This is a genomic window from Planktothrix sp. FACHB-1365 (assembly GCF_014697575.1).
Classification (GTDB): Bacteria; Cyanobacteriota; Cyanobacteriia; order Cyanobacteriales; family Microcoleaceae; genus Planktothrix.
In genome coordinates, this window is sequence record NZ_JACJSC010000006.1 from 209,645 (window position 1) to 234,371 (window position 24,727).

General features: G+C 37.5%; 20 protein-coding genes, 1 tRNA gene and 1 rRNA gene. 10 read left to right on the top strand and 12 right to left on the bottom strand.

Features of this window, described 5'->3' with window-relative positions; translation table 11 throughout:
- Positions 1-60 precede the first annotated feature (60 nt).
- Positions 61-609 (bottom strand): hypothetical protein, encoded by a 549-nt coding sequence (locus tag H6G57_RS10685; protein WP_242048937.1) that lies wholly within the window; start codon positions 607-609, stop codon positions 61-63.
- A 342-nt stretch (positions 610-951) separates the two neighbouring features.
- Here H6G57_RS10685 and phnF point away from each other — a divergent pair, with 342 nt between their 5' ends.
- From phnF to H6G57_RS10700, 3 genes are all read left to right on the top strand, one after another.
- Positions 952-1,680 carry a phosphonate metabolism transcriptional regulator PhnF gene (gene phnF, locus H6G57_RS10690; protein ID WP_190518424.1) on the top strand — a complete coding sequence of 243 codons (729 nt, stop codon included), beginning with the start codon at positions 952-954 and terminating at the stop codon, positions 1,678-1,680.
- Positions 1,681-1,976: 296 nt separating this feature from the next.
- A complete protein-coding gene (locus tag H6G57_RS10695; RefSeq protein WP_190518425.1) occupies positions 1,977-2,192 on the top strand; it encodes a hypothetical protein in 216 nt (71 codons plus the stop codon).
- A gap of 131 nt (positions 2,193-2,323) precedes the next feature.
- Positions 2,324-3,310: a CHAD domain-containing protein gene (locus H6G57_RS10700; protein WP_190518427.1), complete on the top strand. Its 987-nt coding sequence runs from the start codon at positions 2,324-2,326 to the stop codon at positions 3,308-3,310.
- Between the two features lie 26 nt (positions 3,311-3,336).
- On the opposite strand, the gene H6G57_RS10705 is transcribed toward H6G57_RS10700, so the two are convergent.
- The 6 genes from H6G57_RS10705 to H6G57_RS10730 all read right to left on the bottom strand — a co-directional run bounded on the left by H6G57_RS10705 (position 3,337) and on the right by H6G57_RS10730 (position 10,749).
- Positions 3,337-5,037: a DUF3352 domain-containing protein gene (locus H6G57_RS10705; RefSeq protein ID WP_199314162.1), complete on the bottom strand. Its 1,701-nt coding sequence runs from the start codon at positions 5,035-5,037 to the stop codon at positions 3,337-3,339.
- A 96-nt stretch (positions 5,038-5,133) separates the two neighbouring features.
- The gene (gene corA / locus H6G57_RS10710) at positions 5,134-6,306 is read right to left on the bottom strand and encodes a magnesium/cobalt transporter CorA (protein WP_242048938.1); all 1,173 of its coding nucleotides are present in this window, start codon (positions 6,304-6,306) and stop codon (positions 5,134-5,136) included.
- A 157-nt stretch (positions 6,307-6,463) separates the two neighbouring features.
- Positions 6,464-6,916, bottom strand: coding sequence for a nitrate reductase associated protein (locus tag H6G57_RS10715; RefSeq protein ID WP_190518430.1), 453 nt, complete (start codon positions 6,914-6,916; stop codon positions 6,464-6,466).
- Positions 6,917-7,133: 217 nt separating this feature from the next.
- A complete protein-coding gene (locus H6G57_RS10720; RefSeq protein ID WP_190518432.1) occupies positions 7,134-8,201 on the bottom strand; it encodes an LOG family protein in 1,068 nt (355 codons plus the stop codon).
- A 207-nt stretch (positions 8,202-8,408) separates the two neighbouring features.
- A complete protein-coding gene (gene trxA / locus H6G57_RS10725) occupies positions 8,409-8,744 on the bottom strand; it encodes a thioredoxin (protein WP_072717683.1) in 336 nt (111 codons plus the stop codon).
- 841 nt (positions 8,745-9,585) lie between these two features.
- A complete protein-coding gene (locus H6G57_RS10730) occupies positions 9,586-10,749 on the bottom strand; it encodes a GuaB3 family IMP dehydrogenase-related protein (protein ID WP_190518433.1) in 1,164 nt (387 codons plus the stop codon).
- Between the two features lie 197 nt (positions 10,750-10,946).
- Here H6G57_RS10730 and H6G57_RS10735 point away from each other — a divergent pair, with 197 nt between their 5' ends.
- Genes H6G57_RS10735 through H6G57_RS28685 form a run of 3 tightly spaced genes read left to right on the top strand, consistent with a single transcriptional unit; the run spans position 10,947 to position 14,239 of the window.
- Complete coding sequence (locus tag H6G57_RS10735; protein WP_309235843.1) at positions 10,947-12,134, top strand: DUF262 domain-containing protein; 1,188 nt, start codon at positions 10,947-10,949, stop codon at positions 12,132-12,134.
- Positions 12,124-13,377 carry a DUF3696 domain-containing protein gene (locus H6G57_RS10740; RefSeq protein ID WP_190518435.1) on the top strand — a complete coding sequence of 418 codons (1,254 nt, stop codon included), beginning with the start codon at positions 12,124-12,126 and terminating at the stop codon, positions 13,375-13,377. Before H6G57_RS10735 ends, H6G57_RS10740 begins: the two co-directional genes overlap by 11 nt.
- Position 13,378: 1 nt before the next feature.
- The gene (locus H6G57_RS28685) at positions 13,379-14,239 is read left to right on the top strand and encodes a hypothetical protein (RefSeq protein ID WP_199314164.1); all 861 of its coding nucleotides are present in this window, start codon (positions 13,379-13,381) and stop codon (positions 14,237-14,239) included.
- 48 nt (positions 14,240-14,287) lie between these two features.
- Here H6G57_RS28685 and H6G57_RS10750 read toward each other — a convergent pair whose 3' ends face one another.
- Positions 14,288-14,722, bottom strand: a complete 435-nt coding sequence (locus H6G57_RS10750; RefSeq protein WP_190518437.1) for a hypothetical protein — start codon at positions 14,720-14,722, stop codon at positions 14,288-14,290.
- Positions 14,723-14,889: 167 nt separating this feature from the next.
- Here H6G57_RS10750 and H6G57_RS10755 point away from each other — a divergent pair, with 167 nt between their 5' ends.
- Together H6G57_RS10755 and H6G57_RS10760 are read left to right on the top strand one after the other, a co-directional pair.
- Positions 14,890-15,528 (top strand): peroxiredoxin, encoded by a 639-nt coding sequence (locus tag H6G57_RS10755; RefSeq protein ID WP_190518438.1) that lies wholly within the window; start codon positions 14,890-14,892, stop codon positions 15,526-15,528.
- A 123-nt stretch (positions 15,529-15,651) separates the two neighbouring features.
- Positions 15,652-16,635: a cysteine synthase A gene (locus H6G57_RS10760; protein WP_190518440.1), complete on the top strand. Its 984-nt coding sequence runs from the start codon at positions 15,652-15,654 to the stop codon at positions 16,633-16,635.
- 64 nt (positions 16,636-16,699) lie between these two features.
- On the opposite strand, the gene H6G57_RS10765 is transcribed toward H6G57_RS10760, so the two are convergent.
- Both H6G57_RS10765 and H6G57_RS10770 read right to left on the bottom strand, forming a co-directional pair.
- A complete protein-coding gene (locus H6G57_RS10765; RefSeq protein ID WP_190518441.1) occupies positions 16,700-20,377 on the bottom strand; it encodes a CHAT domain-containing protein in 3,678 nt (1,225 codons plus the stop codon).
- A 13-nt stretch (positions 20,378-20,390) separates the two neighbouring features.
- Positions 20,391-21,875, bottom strand: a complete 1,485-nt coding sequence (locus H6G57_RS10770; protein ID WP_190518443.1) for a mechanosensitive ion channel domain-containing protein — start codon at positions 21,873-21,875, stop codon at positions 20,391-20,393.
- A 164-nt stretch (positions 21,876-22,039) separates the two neighbouring features.
- Between H6G57_RS10770 and H6G57_RS10775 the strand changes: the two genes are divergently transcribed.
- A complete protein-coding gene (locus tag H6G57_RS10775; protein ID WP_190518445.1) occupies positions 22,040-23,035 on the top strand; it encodes an acetamidase/formamidase family protein in 996 nt (331 codons plus the stop codon).
- Between the two features lies 1 nt (position 23,036).
- Here H6G57_RS10775 and H6G57_RS10780 read toward each other — a convergent pair.
- Both H6G57_RS10780 and H6G57_RS10785 read right to left on the bottom strand, forming a co-directional pair.
- A tRNA-His gene (locus H6G57_RS10780) sits at positions 23,037-23,109 on the bottom strand.
- Between the two features lie 97 nt (positions 23,110-23,206).
- Positions 23,207-23,800 carry a hypothetical protein gene (locus H6G57_RS10785; protein ID WP_190518447.1) on the bottom strand — a complete coding sequence of 198 codons (594 nt, stop codon included), beginning with the start codon at positions 23,798-23,800 and terminating at the stop codon, positions 23,207-23,209.
- Positions 23,801-24,607: 807 nt separating this feature from the next.
- Here H6G57_RS10785 and H6G57_RS10790 point away from each other — a divergent pair.
- A 16S ribosomal RNA gene (locus tag H6G57_RS10790) occupies positions 24,608-24,727 on the top strand; the annotation flags it as partial.

Consider the following 24,727-nt stretch of genomic DNA (forward strand, 5'->3'; position numbering starts at 1 on the left):
GAAATCCTAGAGATAGATTAAGGATAAAAATCAAGAAAAGTTGAACTTAACACTTTTCCCTTATGTTTTTAACAGCCAAGATTGATGACAAGTCCAGGACTGGTCAAGATGTCTTTGATAAAACCTTAATTCCCAATCTACTTGAGCTTGGGGATTAATTCTAATTTGAGCTAGATGTTTTAATTGTTCAGCGTGTTCGGGTTGAAATTCATAGGCTAAACTCAAATGCAGCCAAGTTTTTAATCGTAAGGCTTCAAGACGAGTGGGTGAATTTGCTAATTGAGCAAAATGAATCATTAGAGAGGGAATTCCTTCGGTTTTTAATTCTAAACCATACCAATGAGTTTGAAAGGTCATTTTGATGACATCAAGTTTAAGCGGTGTTGCAGTTGATTTTGCAGTATTGTAAGCCGTTTCCAATGCTTGAATATACAAATTAATTGATGATATTTCATCGTTAAAAAATCCGGTTAAGGTACAATGGGGCATATAATTATGGGCTGCATTAAAGCCGCATAAATCTAAACTTTCTTGATAAAATGCTTGAATTTGTCCAGCTAATTCACCTTGAGGACAAGCATAAACAATAAATTGACTTGATGACATCATATTTTTGATTAAGCAACGTGTTTAAATTGATCGCCATCTAACTCGATAAAAACCGATTCAAATTCTATTTGCTTTTCTAATAATAGAAGTCAAACTCGCTGGGTATTGATTGAAAAGGGAGTATGGTATAACTTTAACATGATGAATGTGTCCTAAAACAAATCATAGAACTATTATAAACCCCTTGATGAAATTATTCTCATTAGTACCGGATTGTTATTAAAGTCTAGGGATCGGTAAAAAATTAGATAATTTGATGACAACACGCTAACAGATGCTAAGATTATTAAAGACATCTTTATCAGTCTAACCCCCGACTCTTTATTTAATTGCTGATTTGGAATGAGCCTTAATCCTGTCCCGATTCACCTTCAAGTTGCTGAACGAATTCGACACAACATTAAACAAGGAATTTATCGAGTTGGAGAGCAATTACCTCAAGAAAGTTTATTAAGTCAATGTTTTAATGTGAATCGTCATATTATCAGACGGGCGATCGCTTGTTTAAAAAGTGAAGGCGTGTTAAATATCGAACCAGGGCGAGGAATTTTTGTGACCAAGAAACCGATTATTTATCCTCTAGGGAAACGAGTCCGTTATAATGAAATTCTGATTAATCAAGGCTTAGAACCTAGTTTCCAATTGTTAAAATGTATAGAAATTAAAGCGGATCTTTTAGTGGCTAATCATTTAGAAATTCTCGTGGGAGAATCCGTTGCTTGGATTGAACGTTTAATGTTTGCCAATAATGTACCGATTTCTATTACAAGTAGCTATTTTCCCCTAGACTATTTTCCGAATTTGTTAGCCTATGAAGCCCAAATGTGGTCAATTTCCCGACTCCTGAGAGAAATCTATGGCTGTGATCATTTACGGCGGAATACGTGGATTTCTTCTCGCCTTGTTGATGCTGACGATGCTCAATTATTGCACATATCAACAACCAGTTCTATTTTACGAGTTGAATCAATTAATGTCGATCAACATAATCATATTATTGAGTATGGAATTACCCGCTTTCGAGGGGATCAAATCGAACTAGGTTTAGGATCTCAATGTTTTCCCCTATAACATTATTATATTAATATTAAGTTTATTTACAGTAATTTCCCAGCCTCAATCGGGGTACATGATAAAGGTTTTAAGTTAAATTTAAGTTAAAATAGTTTAATTTGGGGTAAAAATTAAAACTTGATCAACAAAATATTATTTTTATTGAGAAAAAATAATATTTGTAAAATTAATTTAAAATTAAGCTTTGGATTTTACACAAAACCCCCTTGACTTTGAGCCAGTTTTTATCTATGATTAAAACTTAATTGTTAAACAAACAAAACAATTAAAATTAGCAGTGTTTGGATACAAAGATGAGACTAACTCCAGATTTTTCTGCTCAAACTCAGGTTGATCATTGGGAGACTCAGGTGCCTTGTGTATCGGATCAATCTCAATTGGAAGCGTTTGCTACTGATCTCACTCAAATCTTTAGCTTAGAAACCGATGGAAGACTGTCTCCAAAGCAAGCCTATAGCCAGATTAAAACCTTGATGACTAAATTAAAAACCCAGGTGGTAGGAGACTAAACTGAATTTTAGAAACCTGATTACAGATGAAGAGTTATAAATTTTGATCAGGAAGATCAGTTCTACTTTTCGTGCGATAGATTGCAGAATAAGACCAGTACAATAAAGATTAGAACCCGTATATTTTTAAAATGGAAATCAATACTCATCCTCAAACCCAAACTTTAGGATATTGGGCTGTAAAAGCGATTCAAAAACATCTGGAAAAAGTCATAAGTCATGAATCTGATGTTTTAAAAGATGATGATCCTGAAGAACTCCATCAAATGCGGGTGGGAATGCGACGGTTACGTTCAGCAATTGTTGGCTTTGCTCCAGTTTTAGACTTACCCGAATCGGCTGAAGATGAAAAAATAGGTAAGATTGCGCGGCGTTTGGGGAAGTTACGAGATTTAGACGTATTATTAGAAACCTTACAAAACCATTATTATCCCCATTTACCGCCATCAGAACAAGAAACCCTAGATAAAATATTAATGAGTTGGGTGAAACAACGTCACAAAGCCTTTCGAGTTGTGGAATGGGTCTTAGACCATAAAACCTATAAAAACTTGAAAGAAGATTTACAAAATTGGATCAAAGAACCTTGTTTTACCCCTCTGGAAAAGCTACCCATTGATGAAGTTCTCCCCGATTTATTACTCCCCCAAATCAGTGAGTTATTCTTACATCCTGGTTGGCAAGTGGGTGAAGATCAAGTTAACCCTATTTCTTTGGAAACTTTAGAAGAAATTTTAAATAAACAGGGAAAATCTTTGCATAGCTTAAGAAAGCAAGTTAAACGAGTGCGTTATCAAATGAATTTATTTACGGATTTCTATTCTTCTACCTATTCTAACTATTTAGAAGATATAAAAGCGATTCAGGAGTGTTTAGGTGATATTCAAGATAGCATGGTTTTAGGAGAAAAAATAGCTGAAGAAATACCCTTCAAAATTAACTCTAAACTCCCGACTTTTATGGGTTTATTAGCCCAAAATCGTTATGAATCTTGGCAAAAATGGGAACAATTGCAACGTCAGTATTTAAAGCCAAAAACTCGTTATCAATTTCGCTCAGAATTGCTGCATCCTGTTACAGAAACAGGAACCCATAAAGATGAGAAGGAGGAAGAATAACCTTCTTCTCATCTCTAAAAATAAATTTAAGGTTGAGTTTTAGGTGCAGTCGTCGGTTGGGTTGTTGGGGTTTTAACTTTAACAAAAATATCATAACGACTGGTGCGATCATTTAGAATAGCCGTTGTTAATCCAATCGATTGAATCGCATCAATCCAGACCTTTTGCTGAGGGGGAAGTTGGGGTAATGATAAGGTTCTGACATTCGGATCAAACACTCGTTCAACATTCATAAAAAAGTTACCATTGTTGGGGTTAAGTCCCATCGGGATACTTTGTTGAAATACCGGGTTAGAGGTAATAGAAACCGAAGGTAAAGGAACAATTTGATCCGCAACTGATCCCCCCAAAGTAATATAAGCTAAATTCCCATCTAACCAACCCCGAGTTACCACAAATCCCCCAAAGGGAGAAACCCATTGCATTGCGGGTTGGTCTTTAATTTTAACTTCACTCACCTTAAATTTTTTATTCTTCATCACCTCATCTAATTGGGTAAAGGTTTTATCGGTTGCATTGCGATCAGACACTTTTACCATTAATACTAATCCCGCCACAAATCGTTCTAAAGCTCTGGGATTTGGAGTGGATGGAATTAAAGATAAAGCAAATTCTCCATTCATCCCCTTGAGAACATCCTTTTCTAATTCCAGTCCCGTTGAAGATTTAAAACTAGAACTCAAAACTTGAGGATTAAACGGTGCTATAGGATTAGCATTTGCACCTTGGGTATAATCTTCCCAAACTTGTTTTAAATTACTTCCAGAAACCATCATTAATGTATTTTCTGGAATTTGTTTGAGGATGGCTTGAGCTTTATTTTCAACGGTAAATTTTTTCTGACTATTGGGTCTTAACCAAGATACAGCTTTAAACCCAACCCCTTGAGATTCTAAATTAATATTAGTTGCTAATCCTTGATGTTGTTGAACTTGTTCTAAATTTTTCTCAGGAATAGGATTTCGAGAACGGTAAGATGCCACGGTTGTAGCAACGGGAATATTGAGATAAACTTGAGCAAAGGGATTTCCGGTTTTAATTGTATTCAAAGCCGTCGCATATCCTGGAGTTCTCGCTAAAGAACCTGAACCCCGATAGGTATCAATGGCGCGTTCTGTTGCATTGGGATCAGTTGTCACCACTAAGAAATCCTGTCCCAAAACCGCAATAGAATAATTTTGTTTGGGATTTCCTTGGGTTTCAATAATATCAATTCCTCGATAAGATCGTTGAGTTGTTTGACCTTGAGGTAAGGTTTTCGGTTGTGATAATAATTCTTTAGCTTTGGCGGGGTTAGCAATCGGAAATACCATCACCGTCGCTTGTTGATTTAAGGTTGTAGATGCTTCCGTACTGGGCGGGGTTCCTGATAGTAAACTAGAATTTGGTAAAAAGGCAATCATCACTTCTTTTCCGACCCAAGGCTGAATATCTTTCTGATAATCATAGCCATTTTCGGTTAATACCCGATTTTGCCAATCATTTAAGACTTGTTTTAACGTCGCTTGAGATTGGGGTGTACCATATTGCTTTAATTTGTCCCATTGTTGGCTATCTGTGGACAGAGATACAGCCACCATTGCTTCAGAAGGAACAACATTTGCACCGAGGGGAACACCTTCTAAAAATTTACGCGAAACTAAGGTATAGTAAGCGGCAATTCCACCCCCAACAAGCAGTACCGCAACTCCCACCGTTAAAATTAAATTAGGTTTTATTTTTTGCATGATCAATTAGCAACGATGGCTGTAGGCAACCAGTAAACAATAATGATTGAGTATCGAGGGAGATTTTAACCCAGGGGGTTGCACTTTGCAAATTCATCACCGGATAGACGGGTTTTCATCTTGAGGATTGGAAAAACTATTAAACCAACCTCGTCGCCAGAAGAAAAAGAATAAGGCTAAGGCAATCATAAACATTAGTCCCAAACAAACCGGATAACCCCAATACCAATTGAGTTCAGGCATATTTAACGGGGAACTATCGGGGTTAAAATTCATTCCGTATACCCCAGCCACAAAGGTTAGGGGAATAAAAATCGTTGAAATTACGGTGAGTAACTTCATAATTTCATTCATTTTATTGCTCATGGAAGACATATAAATTCCCATTAAATCGGAAGATAATTCTCGATAAGTTTCGACCATATCCCGCACTAAAATTGTATGATCATAACAATCTCGTAAGTAAACCCGAACCTCTGGACTAATTAAATCACTTCCATCTCGAATTAACACATTAATGGCTTCTCGTTGTGACCAAATAGCTCGTCTGAGGGTAAATAAATCTCGACGAATACTATAAATTTTAGCTAGATTTTTAGGAACCGGATTAAACACAACCTCGTCTTCTAATTCTTCTAAAATATCTCCATATTCTTCTAAGACAGGGAAAAATCCATCAATAATGGCATCTAAAATCGCATAAGCTAAATAATCCACTCCTTGTTTGCGAATAATCCCTTGATTATAACGAATGCGATCGCGCACAGGTTGTAAACAATCATATTCTGCTTCTTCCTGTACCGTTAGCAAATAATTTTTTCCTAAAATAATACTAACTTGTTCTTTATGTAGCGGATCTTCACCGGGCTTAAGCGTTACCATCCAGGCAACAATTACCAGTTGACCATCATATTCTACCACTTTCGGACGTTGGGGAACATTCACCACATCTTCTAAGGCAATGGGATGTAAATTAAATACCTTCGCCATGCGTTCCCAAGTGTCTTGATTTCCTAACCCTAAAATATCTAACCAAGAAACAGAATGAGTATCTAAATAAGGCGCGCATTCTTCCGGTGTCGTTAATTTTAAACGAGTCGCCATCCCATCATTATAATCAATTAAAACCATTTCAGGTGGCGGATCATCCGCTTCCACATCTAAGGTTCCCGGTGGTGTACCCGGATCATCATAAAAATAATCTAAATTTGATTCTTCTTCCTCATCCTCATCTTTTACAGAATCAATCGCGGCTGTTGAAAATTTCATACTATGGATCATAACCAGTTCCCCAGAATGTGAATTAAATGGGTTTACAAGTCAAAAAACTAATGCCATTTTATCGATTTTTCTTGAAAATGTAGTACAACAAAACCGGAATTATTTATATTTTAACTCAAAATCCTAAAAAAGTTGTGATGATTTTTTATAAAATTTTAAATTCTCTTAAAGCAGGTAAAAAGTTTTTATTCTCATGGCTAGGACGGCTCAACTTTAGTAAAGCAAATCGTTGTAATGGCGTTAAATTCTGCCAGTGTTTTAACGTGATCTCAACCCCCATTTCCTCTGCTTTTTGCTGCACAATATCCGGTAATTCAGTAGAATCTAACCAAAGGGGATGCTCATCAATCGGTAAATCCTTTAAGGGAATATTGGTATATTGTGCTGCTAATTGATACAATAAACTCCGATAGGCTGCTATTTCTTCCGGTGTACTGATCGGTTTTTCTACTAATTGTTGACGAACATCATGGGGAAATTTATTCCAATGTTCTAACTTCAACTTAACCCCACAGCTATCCAGTTTATACCGCACAACCATCGGAATACAATTCAAAGCCTTAACAAAATCCTGTTCAAATTCAAACAAATTGTTCATATTACGAATTACGAATTACGAATTACGAATTACGAATTACGAATGGGCAATGAATAGGCAATAGGCAATAGGAAACAGAAATTTCTCCCCTCGCTTCCCCTGCTCCCCTTGTCCCCTTATCCCCTTATCCCCTTATCCCCTTATCCCCTTGTCCCCTTGTCCCCTGTCCCCTTATCCCCTTATCCCCTTGTCCCCTTGTCCCCTTGTCCCCTTGTCCCTACTTCTGCTCTGGATGCGCCGCTTCTGGGGAAGTCGCTCCCATCTTATTAATCCTATAAATCATTTGATATAATCGTCCAACACGACGTTGATTAAAATGGAACATTAGACGCGGTAAACCTTCGGTTTCGCCCCCTATTTCTTCAGGGAAAGCTTTCGTTTTCTCAATTCTTCCTTTCGATAACATATCGTGAAACTCGGTATTAAGTTGTTCCACTTGCTCATTTGATAATTCCGATTTTAAGCACATCACAAACTTATCTTTAACGTGGCGACTTGAATGATAAACTCGATAGAAATTAGCGATCGCTTCACAAGCCATAGACAAATCATCCGTAATCGTATAAAAACTGGGATCATCCGGTGAAATCAATCCCCGATTGAGCATTTGTTTTTCAATAAATTGATGTAAATCGTACCAATAATCCCCCCCCGGACGATCCACTAAAATCAACGGAGCAGGGCCAAATTTTCCCGTTTGAATTAAGGTTAAACATTCAAAGGTTTCATCTAACGTCCCGAACCCCCCTGGAAACATGGCTAAAGCATCACTTTCACGCAAAAAAAACAGCTTGCGCGTGAAAAAATACTTAAACATAATTGCTTTTTTATTCCCTTCAATATACGGATTTGAAGATTGTTCAAAGGGAAGTTGAATATTTAATCCAAATGATAAATCCAGACCCGCCCCCTCATTTCCCGCCTGCATAATTCCCCCTCCACCCCCAGTTAAGACCATAAATCCTTGCTGGGTGACAAATCGGGCAAAATCTGCCGCCATACGATACTCTTGAGTATTAGCCGGAATCCGAGCCGAACCAAAAATACAAATTTTGCGAACATGGCGATAGGGATAAAAAACTTGAAACCCTCGTTCTAAGTCCAGCAAAGAGGCGGAAATAATTTTCCAATCCAGAGTTTCAAATTCTTCCCCAGCCATGTGAACTAGGCTCGAAAGTGCTCGTGAAATCCACTTCTTATGCTTTAAATTCGGCAGTTGATCAACTAACTGAATAATATCTGCTTGTAGAGAATCTACCGCTTGGCTAATGTCAGAGGAGTTCATAAGATTTTATCGCGTACAACAAAGCACCTCAGACCCAAGGTTCCAAGGCGCAACACCCGTGAATAATGAGCTTGAGGTTCGAATATCATTTTGGAGGACTCAAGAACTCCGTCTAGCAACTGACTCAAATGGATTGTTTTTGAAGTCAGTTGTTTAGATGAGTTGTCAACCCCTGCAACAATGATTAAACAGTGTTCCCTAACGACTTCAGGTATTTGGCTTCAGATACTTTTCTAAAGTAGACGCTAATGTCGTTTTAGGAACAGCACCCACAACCATATCCACTCTTTGACCTCCTTTGAAAATCATCAGAGTCGGAATACTGCGAATACCATACTGACTAGCAGTAGTAGCATTTTCATCTGTATTGAGCTTGACTACTTTTACTTGTCCGGCATATTGCTCTGCAATTTCCTCGACAACAGGTGCAACCATGCGACAAGGCCCGCACCAAGGCGCCCAAAAATCCACTAACACTGGGATTTCGCTGTCAAGCACATCTTCCTTAAAACTAGCATCAGTAACTGTTAAGGCGTTGGACATCCCTAGAAATCCTTATATATAAGACCCTATCAAATTTGACAGTCTCATCGTAGACACAAGAGTATCTAACGAGAGCTTCTTGCTTAACCGATTGAATAGGCAAAGCGTTAATTTTAGATTTAACAGCCTTCCTACCCTCTTGTCTACAAGAAATTAGATTATCCGTCCACTGACTGTCGAACAGTAGACGAAGCCAGAGAGGAGATTAATGCTCTCCAGTTTTTGCTTTGTTTTTGTCTATCCTACTCGGATGTTGAGCAAGCTGTTAACTCGGCAATAACTCCTTATTATATTTCAATACGGGCTTGAATTAACCATTAGGAGAACTTAGCTCAAATGCAATGATTTGAGTTAGATCATCTATCCCTAGAGGGATAACGTTACAGGGGAACAGGGGAAACCCTGGCTCTATTAGAGCTTAAATCTCTTCAAAATTAAATCCAACCTTATTATGGGGACAAGGCTTAATTCATTTCGCCTAGATTTAAGTGGATTTTTCAAGGCAGACCCTTAAACCAATCTTACCGCAAAAGGATATTCAGTTGAACAATTACTCACCTGATACCCCGTTATCAAAATTTTTGTCTAACGACTTGCACAAATGAGCAGTTATCCTTATCCTAGGAGCAAGCGAATCTAAGCGGGTCGGTTCTAATTTCTAAAATTAAGAAACCGCCCGAACAAAAGTTCAGGCGGAGTGTGGTGTGAGGAGTGAACGGAAACATACGTCTCCGCTTCTTCTATTGTGCCATTTTATTTCCCAGAATTCCAGGTTGAGTTGTAAAAATTACGACTGTTTAACAAGTTTCGTCAAGAATCCTTGAACCCTTTCTCCGTAAATTTACTTACCCATTCCTAACTGTTGAGCTTTTTGGTAGACTTTCCCTTCGGTTAACAGCGAAGGAGCAATCACAACTTCCACCTGCTGCATTTCTGGAATCGTTTGCGCTCCAAGGGTTCCCATACTGGTTTTTAACGCTCCCAATAAATTATGAGTCCCGTCATCCAATTGAGCAGGGCCACGCAGGATTTGTTCTAAGGTTCCCGTTGTCCCCACCCGAATCCGAGTTCCACGCGGTAACACCGGGCTAGGGGTTGCCATTCCCCAATGATAACCCCGTCCCGGAGCTTCTTTGGCACGAGCAAAGGGAGAACCAATCATCACCCCATCAGCCCCACAAGCGATACATTTACAGATATCTCCTCCGGTAATTAATCCGCCATCGGCAATAATGGGGACATAACGCCCGGTTTCTTGATAGAAATCATTCCGCGCTGCGGCACAGTCGGCTACGGCCGTTGCTTGGGGAACCCCCACCCCTAAAACCCCTCGTGAGGTACAGGCCGCACCGGGGCCAATCCCAACTAAAATTCCCGCAGCCCCCGCTTTGAGCAAATCCAGGGTGATATCATAAGTGACACAGTTGCCCAAAATCACCGGAATGGGCATTTCTTGGCAAAATTGAGCTAAATCCAGAGGAATAACGGACTCCGGTGAAAGGAATGTTGTTGACACCACCGTTGCTTGTACAAAAAATAAATCAGCCCCAGCTTCAGCCACAACCGCACCATATTTACTCGCTCCCGCAGGTGTAGCACTTACCGCCGCAATACCGCCACCGCTTTTGATGTCCTGAATTCGTTGGGTTATTAATTCGGGTTTGATGGGTTCTGCATACAATTCTTGCATCAGGGTGACAAACTCATCCTTCCCAACTGAAGCGATCCGATCCAAAATCGGTTCTGGGTCTTGATAACGGGTTTGAATCCCTTCTAGGTTCAATACTCCCAATGCCCCCAATTTAGATAATTCTACCGCCATGCGAACATCAACTACCCCATCCATAGCACTCGCAATAATGGGGATTTCTCGTTGAATGCCACCAATTGTCCACGTTGTATCTGCCAAACTAGGATCAAGGGTGCGTTGTCCAGGGACTAACGCAATTTCGTCAATGCCATAAGCTCTGCGGGCAGCCTTGCCCCGACCAATTACAATATCCACTCTTGTATTTGTTCCCAAGACTCTATTTTTATTTAGACTATCATAACGGAGCCAAAGGACTCCCGCTAACCCTATGAGTGTAGGCAACCAACCCTAGTTATTCAAGATACTGGTGAAAATTGAGGACTGATTCTGAGACGGGTGTTAAAATCTCAAATAAATGCTAATCAGCTAAAAACTCTTTTGGAGGACTGAGCGTGACACAACCATCTATGAGTGGAGGCGAATTAGCCACAATCAAAGAACGGCTTGAACTAGATAAAATTACCGAGCATGAAAGCGATGTCATCGAAACAGATGAAGATACTGCTGAAGAGGATAGTGGTGATAGTGGTGGATTATATCCTTACGATCCAACTCAAGCAGATATTGATATTAGAGAAGATCCTCAAACTGTTTTTGAGTTATTGAGGAAATATGATAATGGCAAGCTGATTACCGATCCAGATTTTCAACGTAATGTAGTATGGGAATTAGAAAATAAAAGTAAATTTATTGAATCTGTTATCCTAAATTTCCCACTTCCTCCCTGGTACTTAAATCAAACGAAAGAGGGAAAACTGATTATTGTAGATGGTTTACAGAGGACTACAGCTTTACATGAATTTGTTAAAGACAAATTTAGATTAAGTGGTTTACAAGCTTTGACTAAGTTGAATGGCTACAACTTTTCAGAACTTAAAGAACTCCCCGGTGACTATCAAACCAGGATTGAAGATAAAAAACTTTACATATATTTTATTAAACCTTCTGTTCCTGTTAAAGTTGTCTATGATATTTTCAATAGAATTAATACAGGAGGAACTAGGCTTCAACGTCAAGAAGTTAGAAACTGTATCTTTTCAGGAAAATCAACGAAGCTGCTAAAACAGTTATCAGAAAAAAAATATTTTAGAAAGGCTATAGATAATGGCGTTTCAGCTAAAAGGATGAAAGATAGAGAAGTTATTTTGCGTTACTTAGCTTTTAAAATTTTTGATTATGAAAAAGATTATCAAGGTGATCTAAGTGATTTTGTAGAGCGTGCCATGAAAGAGATTAATTTGATGGATTATAAAAAAATAGAGTTATTAGAAAATGATTTTGAGCGAGTCATGAATTTAACTTTTGATTTTTTTGGGACTAAAAATTTTCGTTTACCCTCTGGTAAAAATAGGGGAAGAATAAATATTGCAATGTTTGAGTCTGTGTGCTATTGTTTTTCTATTAGTAGTGATGTTTTTTTAAAAAACAACAAAAATTCTATTCAAAATAATTTTACTAAATTGCTTGAAAATCAAGAATATTTAGATTCTATACGAGATTCTACTAGCAGCAAATCTAAAGTCATCACTCGCTTTAAACTGGCACAAAAAATTTTAGGAGACGTAGAAAATGCTAACTAAAATAGAGTTGAAAAACTTTAAGTGCTTTAAAGATAAAATACAGTTTCCTTTAAGACAGATAAACCTGCTAACAGGCAAAAATGGGCTTGGTAAGTCTACTCTTTTACAAGCTTTACTTTTAATGCGACAATCTATTGAGTATAGTGAATTTATAACCCAAATTCTATTGAATGGAAGTTGTGTAAAACTGGGAAATTTTGTTGATGTTAGAAATAGCAATATCTCAAGAGATGAATCCATTGTACTTAAATTTTTTATTCAAGGAAATATTAATAACACAGTTTTTGATAAATATATTGAATATTATTTAAAAGAAAATTTAGATGATGATATGGTAGCAGAAATCAGCAAAATCAATTTCTGTAATCAATTTAATTTAGACAATAATATTCCGATAAAAAGAGAGTATTTAAAGAGTGAAAACAATAATTATTTTAATATAAATGAATACTCCAATAACGAATATCAAAATTTAGACAACTATTCGTTAACTAATTTAATACCTAATGATTCCGACCCTACCTTAGTAGATGAATTTTTCAATTTTAGTCATATCCACTACATTTCAGCTGATCGTATTGGCCCACAAGAATTTTATTTTAAGTCTACTTTGAATAAGTTTCCTAATGTGGGAGCAAAAGGCGAATTTACCGTAAATTTGCTTGATAAAAAAAGAAATGATTTAGTTAATGAAAAGCTGTGTCTGGGAAATGATGCAAAGACATTATCTAATCAAACAGAAGAATGGCTAAGTTATGTTTTTGACGGAGCTAAAGTAGAAATATCTAAATCAATAAGTAATATTTTAGAACTTTTATTGAATACCGATGACTCAAAAGACCGTTATAAACCAGCTAATGTTGGTTTTGGATACCATTGCGTTTTACCAATTATTGTTTCAGGATTAATTGCTAGGGAAGGTGAAATATTAATTGTAGAAAATCCAGAAGCGCATTTACATCCTAAAGCACAATCGCAACTAACTCACTTTCTAGCTAAGGTTAGCAGTTGTGGCGTACAAGTTTTTATTGAATCACATAGCGATCATGTTTTGAATGCTTTGCGAATAGCTGTACTTGATCAAATTCTTGACACTGAAGATTTAAACATATTATGCTTACAGTTAAATTCAGAACAACCAGTTGTACAAATTCCTGTTCAATCTAATGGAGGAATTGAAGAATGGCCTCCAGGGTTTTTCGACCAAATGGATCAAGATTTTGAACGTCTTTTTGGAATCTAAAATGGAAATTTTTATTAATGAAGTCTCCCTTGAGGGACAGTATATTAATGATATCGAGTTCAAGGATGCAATAATAAAATTTAAAGCTATTTTCGATCTGCTTAAAAAAGTCAAAGACAAACAAATATATAAGGCGGATAGTAAATTATATGTCAACTATGAAGCGATAAAAGGCTCTAATTTTTCTGCAAGCTTAAATAATATTAAAGATAAGTCGCTTAAACGAGATTTTATAAACATTGTTTTTAACAAATTGAATGCTAAAGAGTGGCGTGAAGAACAAGTACATTCTCGAACAGACTCGTTTGATTGTTTGATGGGTAATGAAAATAAAGAGTACAAAATTGTAAATGATACATCATTAGCAGAAGTCGCTGAGAGGAAATTGCAGAATAGTAACTCAACCTATTTATTGATTAATTTTACACAGTCTAGTTTTAAAGTTGTCCATCCACATATTACTAAGTGTTGCTTAATTACGATCATTAAAAATAATGATGAAGTAAATTGTATAAAATTAGATGGTGTTGATGAAAAAGAAGCCCTTGACTCTTGGCTAGAACATATATTGAATTTAAGTCGCTTAGAATATGATGAATCTTCTAAAGACCCTCCCACAGATGAACAGACTATACTAAGAGAAGAAAAAAGATTTGAAAAAACTTCAAGCTATTATCAAGGTAGAGCTATGTACCGCGAAATAGATACAGGTAGGTATTGGTATGTAGATAATTTACATTGTGGTAAAGCTGCTCACTTAGAAGTTTTTAATAAAGCTGGACATCATCTTGGAGAAGCCGATCTAAAAGGCAAGATTGATAAGTCAAAAAAAGATAAAGATAAAACTATAAACTCTATGTAGGAGAAAGAGTTGCTAACGACATGGCCTTATTGCTTTCCGGTAAAATAATTAGAAGCGATCGCCCTTTTTGGGGTTCGTCCTTTTGGCAAATTTTATCGGTATAGGTTTTGGCTCATCTCGCTTACTCATTTTTCGTTCAACTTTTATGATCCATTTTATGAACAGAACACCGTAAGTTATAGCTAAAAGCCATCCCAAACAGGTATTTCCTAGTTTTAATATACTGTAATCAAAAATTAATTGTTGGTGATCTATGTTTAGTTTGTTTAAATCTTGAACTACTTCTTTATTTGCTACCAGTATTTTATTATACTCTTCAATCAACTTTAGTGAATCTACGCTTACAAATGGATTATTTTTCATCGCGTTTATAGTTGACTGATTGCAATCTATGATCGCCTGATTGTGTTTTTCAACTAACTGATTGCACTGTATCTGCCGTTCTTTGAGTTTTTCAGATTCTTCTTCTGTTAAACACAACATGGCTACATCCCTCTGTCTTAATTTATAAAATTCATAAAAAAATACTACCCCTAAACTACGATTTTTTAGAGATTGAAACCCTTTTTTTATATAACTCCTTGAATCCGATGGGAAAAGTGGGGTATGATGAAAGAGCAAGCTTGAATTGAAATTACAGGATATTAACTATGACACTTCGACTTGGGGATACCGTACCTAACTTTACTCAAGCATCCTCCGAAGGTGACATCAGCTTTTATGATTGGGCTGGGGATAGCTGGGTGGTGTTATTCTCTCATCCGGCGGACTATACTCCCGTTTGCACAACGGAATTGGGAACCGTTGCTAAATTAAAACCCGAATTTGACAAACGCAACGTTAAAGTCATTGCTCTGAGTGTGGATGATGCGGAGTCCCATAAAGGTTGGATTCAAGATATTAACGAAACTCAAAATACTGTTGTTAATTATCCGGTTTTAGCAGACCTAGACCGCAAAGTGTCCGAATTGTACGACATGATTCATCCCAATGCGAATGCGGCGGTTACGGTGCGGACTGTTTTTATTATTGACCCTAACAAAAAACTGCGTCTGAGCTTAACCTATCCACCAAGCACCGGACGCAACTTTGATGAAATTTTGCGGGTAATTGATTCTCTGCAACTGACTGACCACTACAGCGTCGCTACTCCGGCCGACTGGAAAGATGGAGAAGACTGTGTGATTGTTCCTTCCCTCAAAGACCCAGAAGTCTTGAAAGAGAAGTTCCCCAAAGGGTATCAAGAAGTCAAACCTTATTTACGTCTGACTCCTCAACCGAATAAATAAACGCATCAGCAGAACATAACCCGGTTTCTGAAGGCAAGAATCAGAAATCGGGTTTTTGCGTAAGTCCTGTTAATCTCTAAAATGAAAGAAACCCACTGCAAAATTTTAACTAGGACATCGTTCATGGACATTAAAAACGGTTTTGTTGGCACAATTGGCAATACCCCTTTAATTCGATTAAACAGTTTCAGCGATGAAACAGGCTGTGAAATTTTGGGGAAAGCAGAATTTCTAAATCCGGGGGGGTCTGTTAAAGATCGAGCAGCTTTATATATTATTAAAGATGCAGAAGAAAAAGGATTACTCAAACCCGGTGGAACTGTTGTAGAGGGAACCGCAGGGAATACCGGAATCGGATTAGCCCATATTTGTAATGCTAAAGGCTATAAATGTTTAATTATTATTCCTGAAACTCAATCTCCTGAGAAAATGGAAGCTTTAAGAACATTAGGGGCAGAAGTTCGTCCAGTTCCGGCTGTTCCTTATAAAGATCCAAATAATTATGTTAGATTATCAGGACGTTTAGCCTCAGAAATGGAAAATGCGGTTTGGGCGAATCAATTTGATAATTTAGCCAATCGTTTAGCTCATTATGAAACAACCGGGCCAGAAATTTGGCAACAAACCGATGGAAAAGTTGATGCTTGGGTGGCTGCAACGGGAACGGGAGGAACCTTTGCTGGAGTTTCGCTATTTTTAAAAGAGAAAAATCCTCAGATTAAAACCGTTGTTGCTGACCCGATGGGGAGTGGTTTATATAGTTATGTGAAAACCGGAGAAATTACAATTCAAGGGAATTCAATTACTGAAGGTATTGGAAATAGTCGAATTACGGCTAATATGCAGGACGTTCCCATTGATGATGCCATTGCCATTGATGATGATCAAGCGTTACGAGTGATTTATCAACTATTAAGAAAAGATGGATTATTTATGGGAGGTTCTGTTGGCATTAATGTGGCGGCGGCGGTTGCTTTAGCCAAAGAAATGGGGCCGGGTCATACCATTGTTACGGTCTTATGTGATGGGGGTGCTCGTTATCAATCTAAATTGTTTAATAAGCAATGGTTACAGGAACGCAATCTCTGGCCGGATAATTTAGATTAATTGCAGGTATGTTTTAGGGCGAGAAAACCTCGCCCCTACAGAGGGTGATATTCTATTTTTTATCTTACCAAGGACTTCCGACTAAGGTAAATGCTGCCCAATAATAGGGATAGTTTAAATCGTTATTATTGAGATTTTTTAGAGTAGGAGGAAGGGTAATTTCTTGGTTTTGATTAACTAAAATTAAACGACCGTCCTCAATGCGAACTTGACCCCGAATCATGGCAATTTGTGCCGATTGTAAAGCTTTTGCTTTAATACCCATTCTTTCTAAATGGTGATAAAATTCGCTCATTAACCCTAATGTTCCTTCATCACTCACATACCACAAACTTGCTAATACTGACTTTGCGCCGGAAGCAACAGCTAACCCCGCAAATCCTAATTCTGCATCTTTATCACCCACCGCAGTTCGACAAGCAGAAAGAACGAGTAAATCAACTGTTGGATCACTTAATCCTAATTGAGAAAGTTGATTTAAGGGAAGTTTTTGATCCCACAAGTGAATATAAGAATTACTCGCGTCTCCTGGTTTAAAATCGGCATGGGTAGCGAGGTGAATAATTGGGGTAGGATTGGTTTGGTATTGATTTTTAAGGTTAAATAAGGTAAAATTTTCATTGAGAAAATATTGATTTGTACCGAGTTCAGATGTCACCGTTGAGAGTTCAAGGGGAACGGCAGGTAAGGGATTTTGATCTTGAAATTCCGAAGCTCCCATTGCTAATACATTTGCTTCAGCAGTTGAATGATATTGAGTATTGACTAAACTAAAACTCGGAATCAAACTTAAGGCATATTTTTCGACTAAAAATTGTTTGCCATCATAAAGCGCTGCCAAGGGAATTCCTCGTAAAATAGCATCCATTGTAAACATTAAAATATCAACATTGTCTTGTTTTAATTCGGGTTCAATCGGGGCAATAATCCATTCATATAATTGTTTTGCTTTTTGTAAGTAAGTACCTTGTTGATTTTTACGCAAACTACTCACTTCTAATCGGAATTCTTTGATTAAATCGACTAATATTTTTTGATTCACATTGGGAACATTTCGATGCACAATCGAACCATTTGCACGCACTAATACGATTTCTAATCGATTTTCCCTGGAATAAACATAAATCAGTGCAGACTTAGTATTCGTTTGATGGTCTAAATTGGATAATATTTGTGGAATTTGAGAGGATTGGGGTTGAGAGTTATTAAAATTTGTTCCCAAATAATTAGAATATTCATAGCTAATTAAATTCTCTAATCCTGATAGTGCTTGTTCAACATTCCCCATTTCAAAATTATTATTAATCTCTGTTTTTAATTCTACTATATCAGGAACTACAGAAGCAACTTGTGTCGTTTGATTCATGGGGGTTTCTGCTTCAGCAGTTTCAGCATTTTCAGGTTCTTCTGGAGTCGTAGTTCCATCAGCATTTTCAGGTTCTTCTGGAGTCGTAGTTCCATCAGCATTTTCAGGTTCTTCTGGAGTCGTAGTTCCATCAGTATTTTCAGGTTCTTCTGGAGTCGTAGTTCCATCAGTATTTTCAGGTTCTTCTGGAGTCGTAGTTCCATCAGTGTTCGAGGGACTATCCCCTTCATTCATCGAATTTTCATTCAAAGTAACTGAATTGTCTTCTTCTAAACTTAGAGGCGAATTTTCATCAATGACTCCCTGAGAAGTTGCTTGATTATCCCCCGATTGTTCATCTGTATCAACGGTTAAGTCATCTATAACTTCTGTTGGTTCTTGGGGATTCACAGTTGTATTATTATTCAAAGGAATTCCTGCATTTAGAATTGTAATATTTCCTTGAGTAAAAGGATTAGAATTACTGACTATTGTAACTGGAGGTTGAATCGTTTCTGAACCCGTCGTAATTGCTCCTGCGGTTCCATTTAACGTTGCATCTCCAATCACAAAGGGTACAGTTTCTCCGCCTTGATATTGAATGGTAATTGCACCCCCATTACTACCATTTGCCGAAGAAATACTAACTGGAATTCCATTTTGATCAAGCAGAGTTCCTTGAACTTGCAAGACCCCTCCACTGGTTAAATTAATACTCCCTCCTTGAGAATTCAATGTATTTGTGACCAAAATATTATTAACAGCATTAAGGTTAATATTTCCCCCTTGAGTTGCAATAGAATTGACAGTAATTTCACTCGCGGATTCTAAACGGACTAAGCCCCCTGCGGTGCTAATTTCACCTACTGAAATTGATGGATTTCCAGCTAATCCATTATCCTGAGTAGATATAATTTGATTTTCAGGGGTTGTGAATTGAGAATTAGGGGATAAATTAACGGGATTAGCTAAGGTTTGCACCCCAGATTGTAGAATTAATGCTGGACTACTATTGAGAATTTCTGCATCTGGATCTGTTATATTGGTCAGGCTAGTATCGGGAGTTGTAATATTAATATTTCCGCCGGAAATTGCCCCTTTGGATTCAATTTTTAAAGAAGATCCGGTATAGTCTCCAAAAATAACATCTGCTTCTGAGCTAATAATAGGATCATATAAACTGACAAAGTTTCCTCCGGTTCCTCTAAGGTTTAAAATGCTAAAATTTCCCCTAGAGGAAAAGTGAGCGTCTCCTGAAATAATTCCATCACTAATTAAGGTCATATTTCCTTGACTTTGTAAGGGGGTAATAGGGTGATTTAACGCTAAAATATCAATATTTTGATTGCCTTGAATTGTTAAATTTCCGCCTGCATTGGCTTTAAATGGGGTTTGTCCATCTCGAATTGTAACGGTATTTGTAGCGATTAAATTTAAGTCACCTGTTGTTGAAAGTTGATTTTCAACTAATGTTAAATTATTAACGGCTTGTAGATTAGCAGTTTGAGCATTAACTCTGGCACCAGAAGTCATGATCACATCCCCTGAATTCGCGGATAATCCATTGCTTAAAACAACCTCTCCAGCTTGATTAAGGGTTGTTTGAGTTGCAGAATTTAATCCAGAACCTGTTAATAATTCGGGTAATGAAAGCGGATTGATAAATACAGAATTAGCGGTTAAATTAGGCGTAATTTCCAAACTTAAAGCATGACCTATTTGACTGATTTTAACTAAACTTTGACCCGGAACTGTTTGTACATAAATTTCTCCTGATGGTGCATTTAAGCTGCCTTCATTAATAACGGTTCCTCCCACTAACCTTAAGGATTGTCCCGAATTAATATTCAATTGCCCTAAGTTAATAATTGCACCTGGTTGAGGGGAATTAAATTGAAATTCACTCGGCGTTCCTACTAAGGTTGACCAATTATTATTCCCAATACTATTAAACCAATTTCCCTGTCCAAAACCAATGGCATCAGCCGTAGTCACCGTAAAGGCAGCCGGAATATTTAAACTCGCATTAGACCCAAAAATAATTCCCGCAGGATTGATTAAAAATAAGTTGGAATTCCCGCCAAGAACTTGAATTAAGCCATCAATAATTGAAGCTTGACCCCCCGTTACTCGTCCGAGAATATTTTGAATATTGGGTTCAGAAATAAAATTAACAATTTGACCTGTATTAACATTAAAATTTTGAAAACTATGGAATAAATTTGACCCATCAGAAGATCGTTGACCTCCTTGAATATTCCATTGATTATTCTGGGGAATGATTTGAGTTTCTGTTCCATCATTCGCGGGAATAATTGGTTGTGCGTGAACGAGAGGAGGAACAAGAACAGAAGCAAAAATGAATCCGAATAAAGATAAAGAATGTTGGATTTTCATAGTTAATTTTAAATTAAATTCCAAAGAGTGATTTCATCCGTTTTCTAACCCAAACCAGTGGATTGTTATCTAAATCTTCTTCCTCGCCTAAAATTCCCATTTCTCTTAACAGTTGTTGGCGTTGAAGTAGTTCTTGTTTCCGTTCTACTAATTTTTCAGCCATTTGATCTGCTAATTGAGGATAACTGGATAAAAAATGATGAAATACATTTCGATCCACAACAAATAAAATGGTTGTTTCTAAGGTTCGGACAGCAGCCGTGCGAGGAATTCCCATAATTAAGGAAAGTTCTCCAAAAAAGTCCCCTGGGTTTAAATTGCGAATATGTTTGTTGACTTTCTCCGAGATAATTTCCACTGAACCAGAAAGAATAATATGAAAGGCATCTCCTGGATCTCCTTCATGAAAAATAAATTCTCCTGATCGGATAGTTTCTCGATACCCTTGTTCAATTAATCCTAATAATTCTAAATCGGTAAACTGTTCAAAATAAACGACTTTTCTTAATAAATCTCGTAGGGATAGGGGGTTTGTTGATTCTAGTTCTAAACCCTCAGACTCTTCAACGGTTTGAATGGCAGAAAATTGACCTTGAGGAGAAGCCTGAACAGCAACGGGATAAGGGTTAAAAATTGTTCGCAATTCTTCAGGGTTTTTGATCCATAAATCTCTTTGAGGAAGGGGGATAATAATATTGTTTTTTTTAAGCTCAGTTTCTATAATATAGTTTAATGAACTTTGGATCGGAAGTCTAGCTTTGGGTTGATCAATCCAAACTAAAAGCTCAAAATTAATCGCACTATCTCCAAAACTTCTTAACCAAACTTGAGGTGCGGGATAAGATAAAACTCTCGATTCTCGGCGTGCTATTGCTAATAAAACTTCCGTCACTAACACTGGATCACTTCCGTAAGCAACGGGAACTTGAATATGAATTCTACTATTAACATTTCCATAACTCCAATTAATGATTTTTCCACTGACTAAAGTTTGATTGGGGACAATAATTGAAATTCCATCATTGGTTAAAATTGTAGCAGCACGAATTGATATTTTGCGAATCGTTCCTTCTAAATCATCAATTTCAATATAATCTCCCACTTTAACCGGACGTTCAATTAGGAGAATTAATCCGCTTACAAAATTTTGAACTAATCCCTGGAAACCTAAACCGATCCCAATCCCTAAACCTCCAGCTAAAAAGCTTAAAGACCGAATATCTAAACCACAGGCTTGAGGAACAATAATAAACCCTAAAGCAATGACAAAATAATAACAAATTGTAGCGATCGCGTCTCGGCTACCTTCATCAAATCCCCATTTGACCAATAATTTATCCCGTAACCAATTAGTAAAAAACCGGGCTATTAAAATAACAGCCAATAATGAAATAATGACGGTAATAATTAAACTCACTGAAATTGTAATTTCACCTAATCTAATAGGTTGAGTGAAAATTTTATTGATAAATTGTATTATTCCTGAAATAATTGTCATTAATTTTGCCCTCTTTTTTCTGATAAATCTACAACAATTTAGAGCCTTAATTAAAATTAAATATTCTAATTACATAAATTTTAAAAAAATGACTGAATCTGTGAAATCGCTTTAATCGGTTTAAATTCATGTTTTAATTAAGGATTAACCGACGTTTCAATCCCATGAATCATCATACACTCAAAGCGACTTGTACAACGGTTCATTTAGGGGGGTTCTCCTGCAATTTACCTCCGGCTTTAGTGATCAACTCTGGAGATTCCATTGAAGTCGAAACTTATACAGGGTTCAAAATTTATCAGGAAGCACCAGAAGCCTTTCTCACCCCCGAATTAGTAGAAATTTGCCAGCATTTACCCCCAGAACGCATTGTAGGGCCAGGTTCCCATCTATTAACGGGGCCAATTTATATTCGAGAAGCACAACCGGGAGATGTCTTAGAAATTCAATTAGAGGAAATTTATCCTCGTTTAGCAATGGGATTTAATGCAATTCGCACGGGTTGGGGCGCTTTACCGCAACAGTTTTCTGAATCTCGATTACGGTTTATTCCCTTAGATTTAGAGCAAAATATTGCTGAATTTCCTCTCAATTCAGGGATTAAAATTCCCTTAAAACCCTTTTTTGGAATTCTAGGGGTGGCGACTCCAGAAACCCAACAATCTTCAATTCCGCCCGGAATTTATGGCGGCAATTTAGATAACCCAGAATTGCAAGCGGGTTCTCGTTTATTCCTACCTATTTTTGTTCCCGGTGCGTTATTTTCCATTGGAGATGGGCATTCTGCACAAGGAGAAGGAGAAGTAAATGTTACCGCAATTGAAACCTCAATGAAGGGTAAAATTAAACTGAATTTACATAAAAATATATTGTTAACGTCTCCCCTTGCAGAAACGCCATCGGATATCATTACTATGGGATTTGCAGAAACCTTAGATTTAGCGTTTGAATCGGCTTTAAAACAAATGATTGATGTTCTACAACAATTCTTTGGATTAGAAGCAGAGGAGGCTTATGTTTTATGTTCTCTAGCCGCTAATTTTAGAATTACTCAAGTGGTTAATTCTCCGCAAAAAGGAGTTCATGGAATGATTTCTAAATCCATTTTAGGTTTTCCCTTAAAATCTCTGCTTGATCATAAGGTTGTTAGTTATTTATAAGGGCGAACGATGGGACTCGAACCCACGAGTGGAGGAACCACAATCCTCTGCCTTAACCACTTGGCTACGCTCGCCATACGATTTTTTAATATAGCACAGGATCAGAAACATGACTAGAGGTTTTCCCAAAAAAATTTTAATTTACTGATCCCAAGCTATGGGAAAGCCATATTAAGCGTTTTCCTGAGCGGATACAATCTCCGATAAGGCATAACGAGCAATGACGAAACAAGTTCTAGCTTGTTCAATCTCCGATAACTCAGACCAACACCCTGATCCTACTATAGGGGAACCGACTTCCATTCCTTCAAGTTCCCCGCCTCGCATTGCATAAGCAAAAGGACGGGCTAAAACCTGTAAATCTTCCTGTGACCATTGAGGTAGTAGTTCTTGAACACAGTAGACTAATTGATCCGCCAATGACAGACTTTGTGAAGAAACTTGTTGAGTGATACGAGTGGTTACCTGTACCAACCGATGTAACAACTCATGGGGTATTTGTTCAGCAAAACGTTGTAATAAGGAGGTTTGTAAACTTGTGGCCAACCAAAGCTGATTTATTTTACCGATAAACCGTTGAGAGCTTTCAGCGAGTTCAGCGTCGGTAAACGCCTCTACCAAAAAATCGGGAGCTTCTTGCTTTAATAAATAAGCTTCAGCCTCCATCGTATGGGGGTTCCAAGGGTACGGTGACTCATTGGGAAATAGGCAATTGAGTAAATCCCATTCCGCTTGAATTTCTGGGTTTTGAGCATCGTTAATCATAATAGGAGCCTTTAGGAGAATTTTAGGAAGTATTGGATTTTAGATCACCCGCTAAACCCCACTGAATCATTTTCAGAGCTTCTATACTATATCTATAGTCAGTTCACATCGAAAATCCTCAGAGGAGTCTGGCAGGTTAGGCACTAGGAATATCAAAATTTGTAATAAAAACAAAATGATTGCTGAAAATATCCGTTAGTTTTGCCTCTGTTGGACGATTGAGAAACAGTCAGTCTGCATTAAACCCCAATCCTATAGAAGTTTTATCATGATGACCTTCTGATCTCAAAAAGCTTCTACCTCAACGACTGAAGCAGAATGCTATACCCGCCTCCCTAGCTACAGCAACACCTAGAAAGATTCCGTAAGCCATCAAAAACCTGTGGAGTAGCCTAATTCAATATTTCAGATCAATTGAGATTAGATATTTCCCCTTCAGCCACCCTACCCAATCTCCCCCTCTGTGTACTAACCGTTCCTAGCAAGAAAGGGATCTCAAAAATGGGTTAAATCTCCAAAATAGCTCAAACCCTTTCCAATCAAGGGCTGCAAGATAATCAAAAAAAATTTTTCAAAAAGGGTTGACACAGCCAAGAAAGGCTGCTAGATTAATAAGAGTGTCGAAAAACAAAGACGGCACGCCGAACCTGGACAACTAAAGAGTTTGAAAGCCAAGTTAGCACATTCTATATATCTCGTCTTTAAGAATTTCTTCTTAATCGGGGAGTTTAACACAAACTTTCTGAAAAAGCAAAAAATTCTAAAACTTTGAGAAACAAGTTTTAGAGCCAAAAAAACAGATTCTTCAAAATGGAGAGTTTGATCCTGGCTCAGGATGAACGCTGGCGGTCTGCTTAACACATGCAAGTCGAACGGAACCCTTCGGGGTTTAGTGGCGGACGGGTGAGTAACACGTAAGAACCTGCC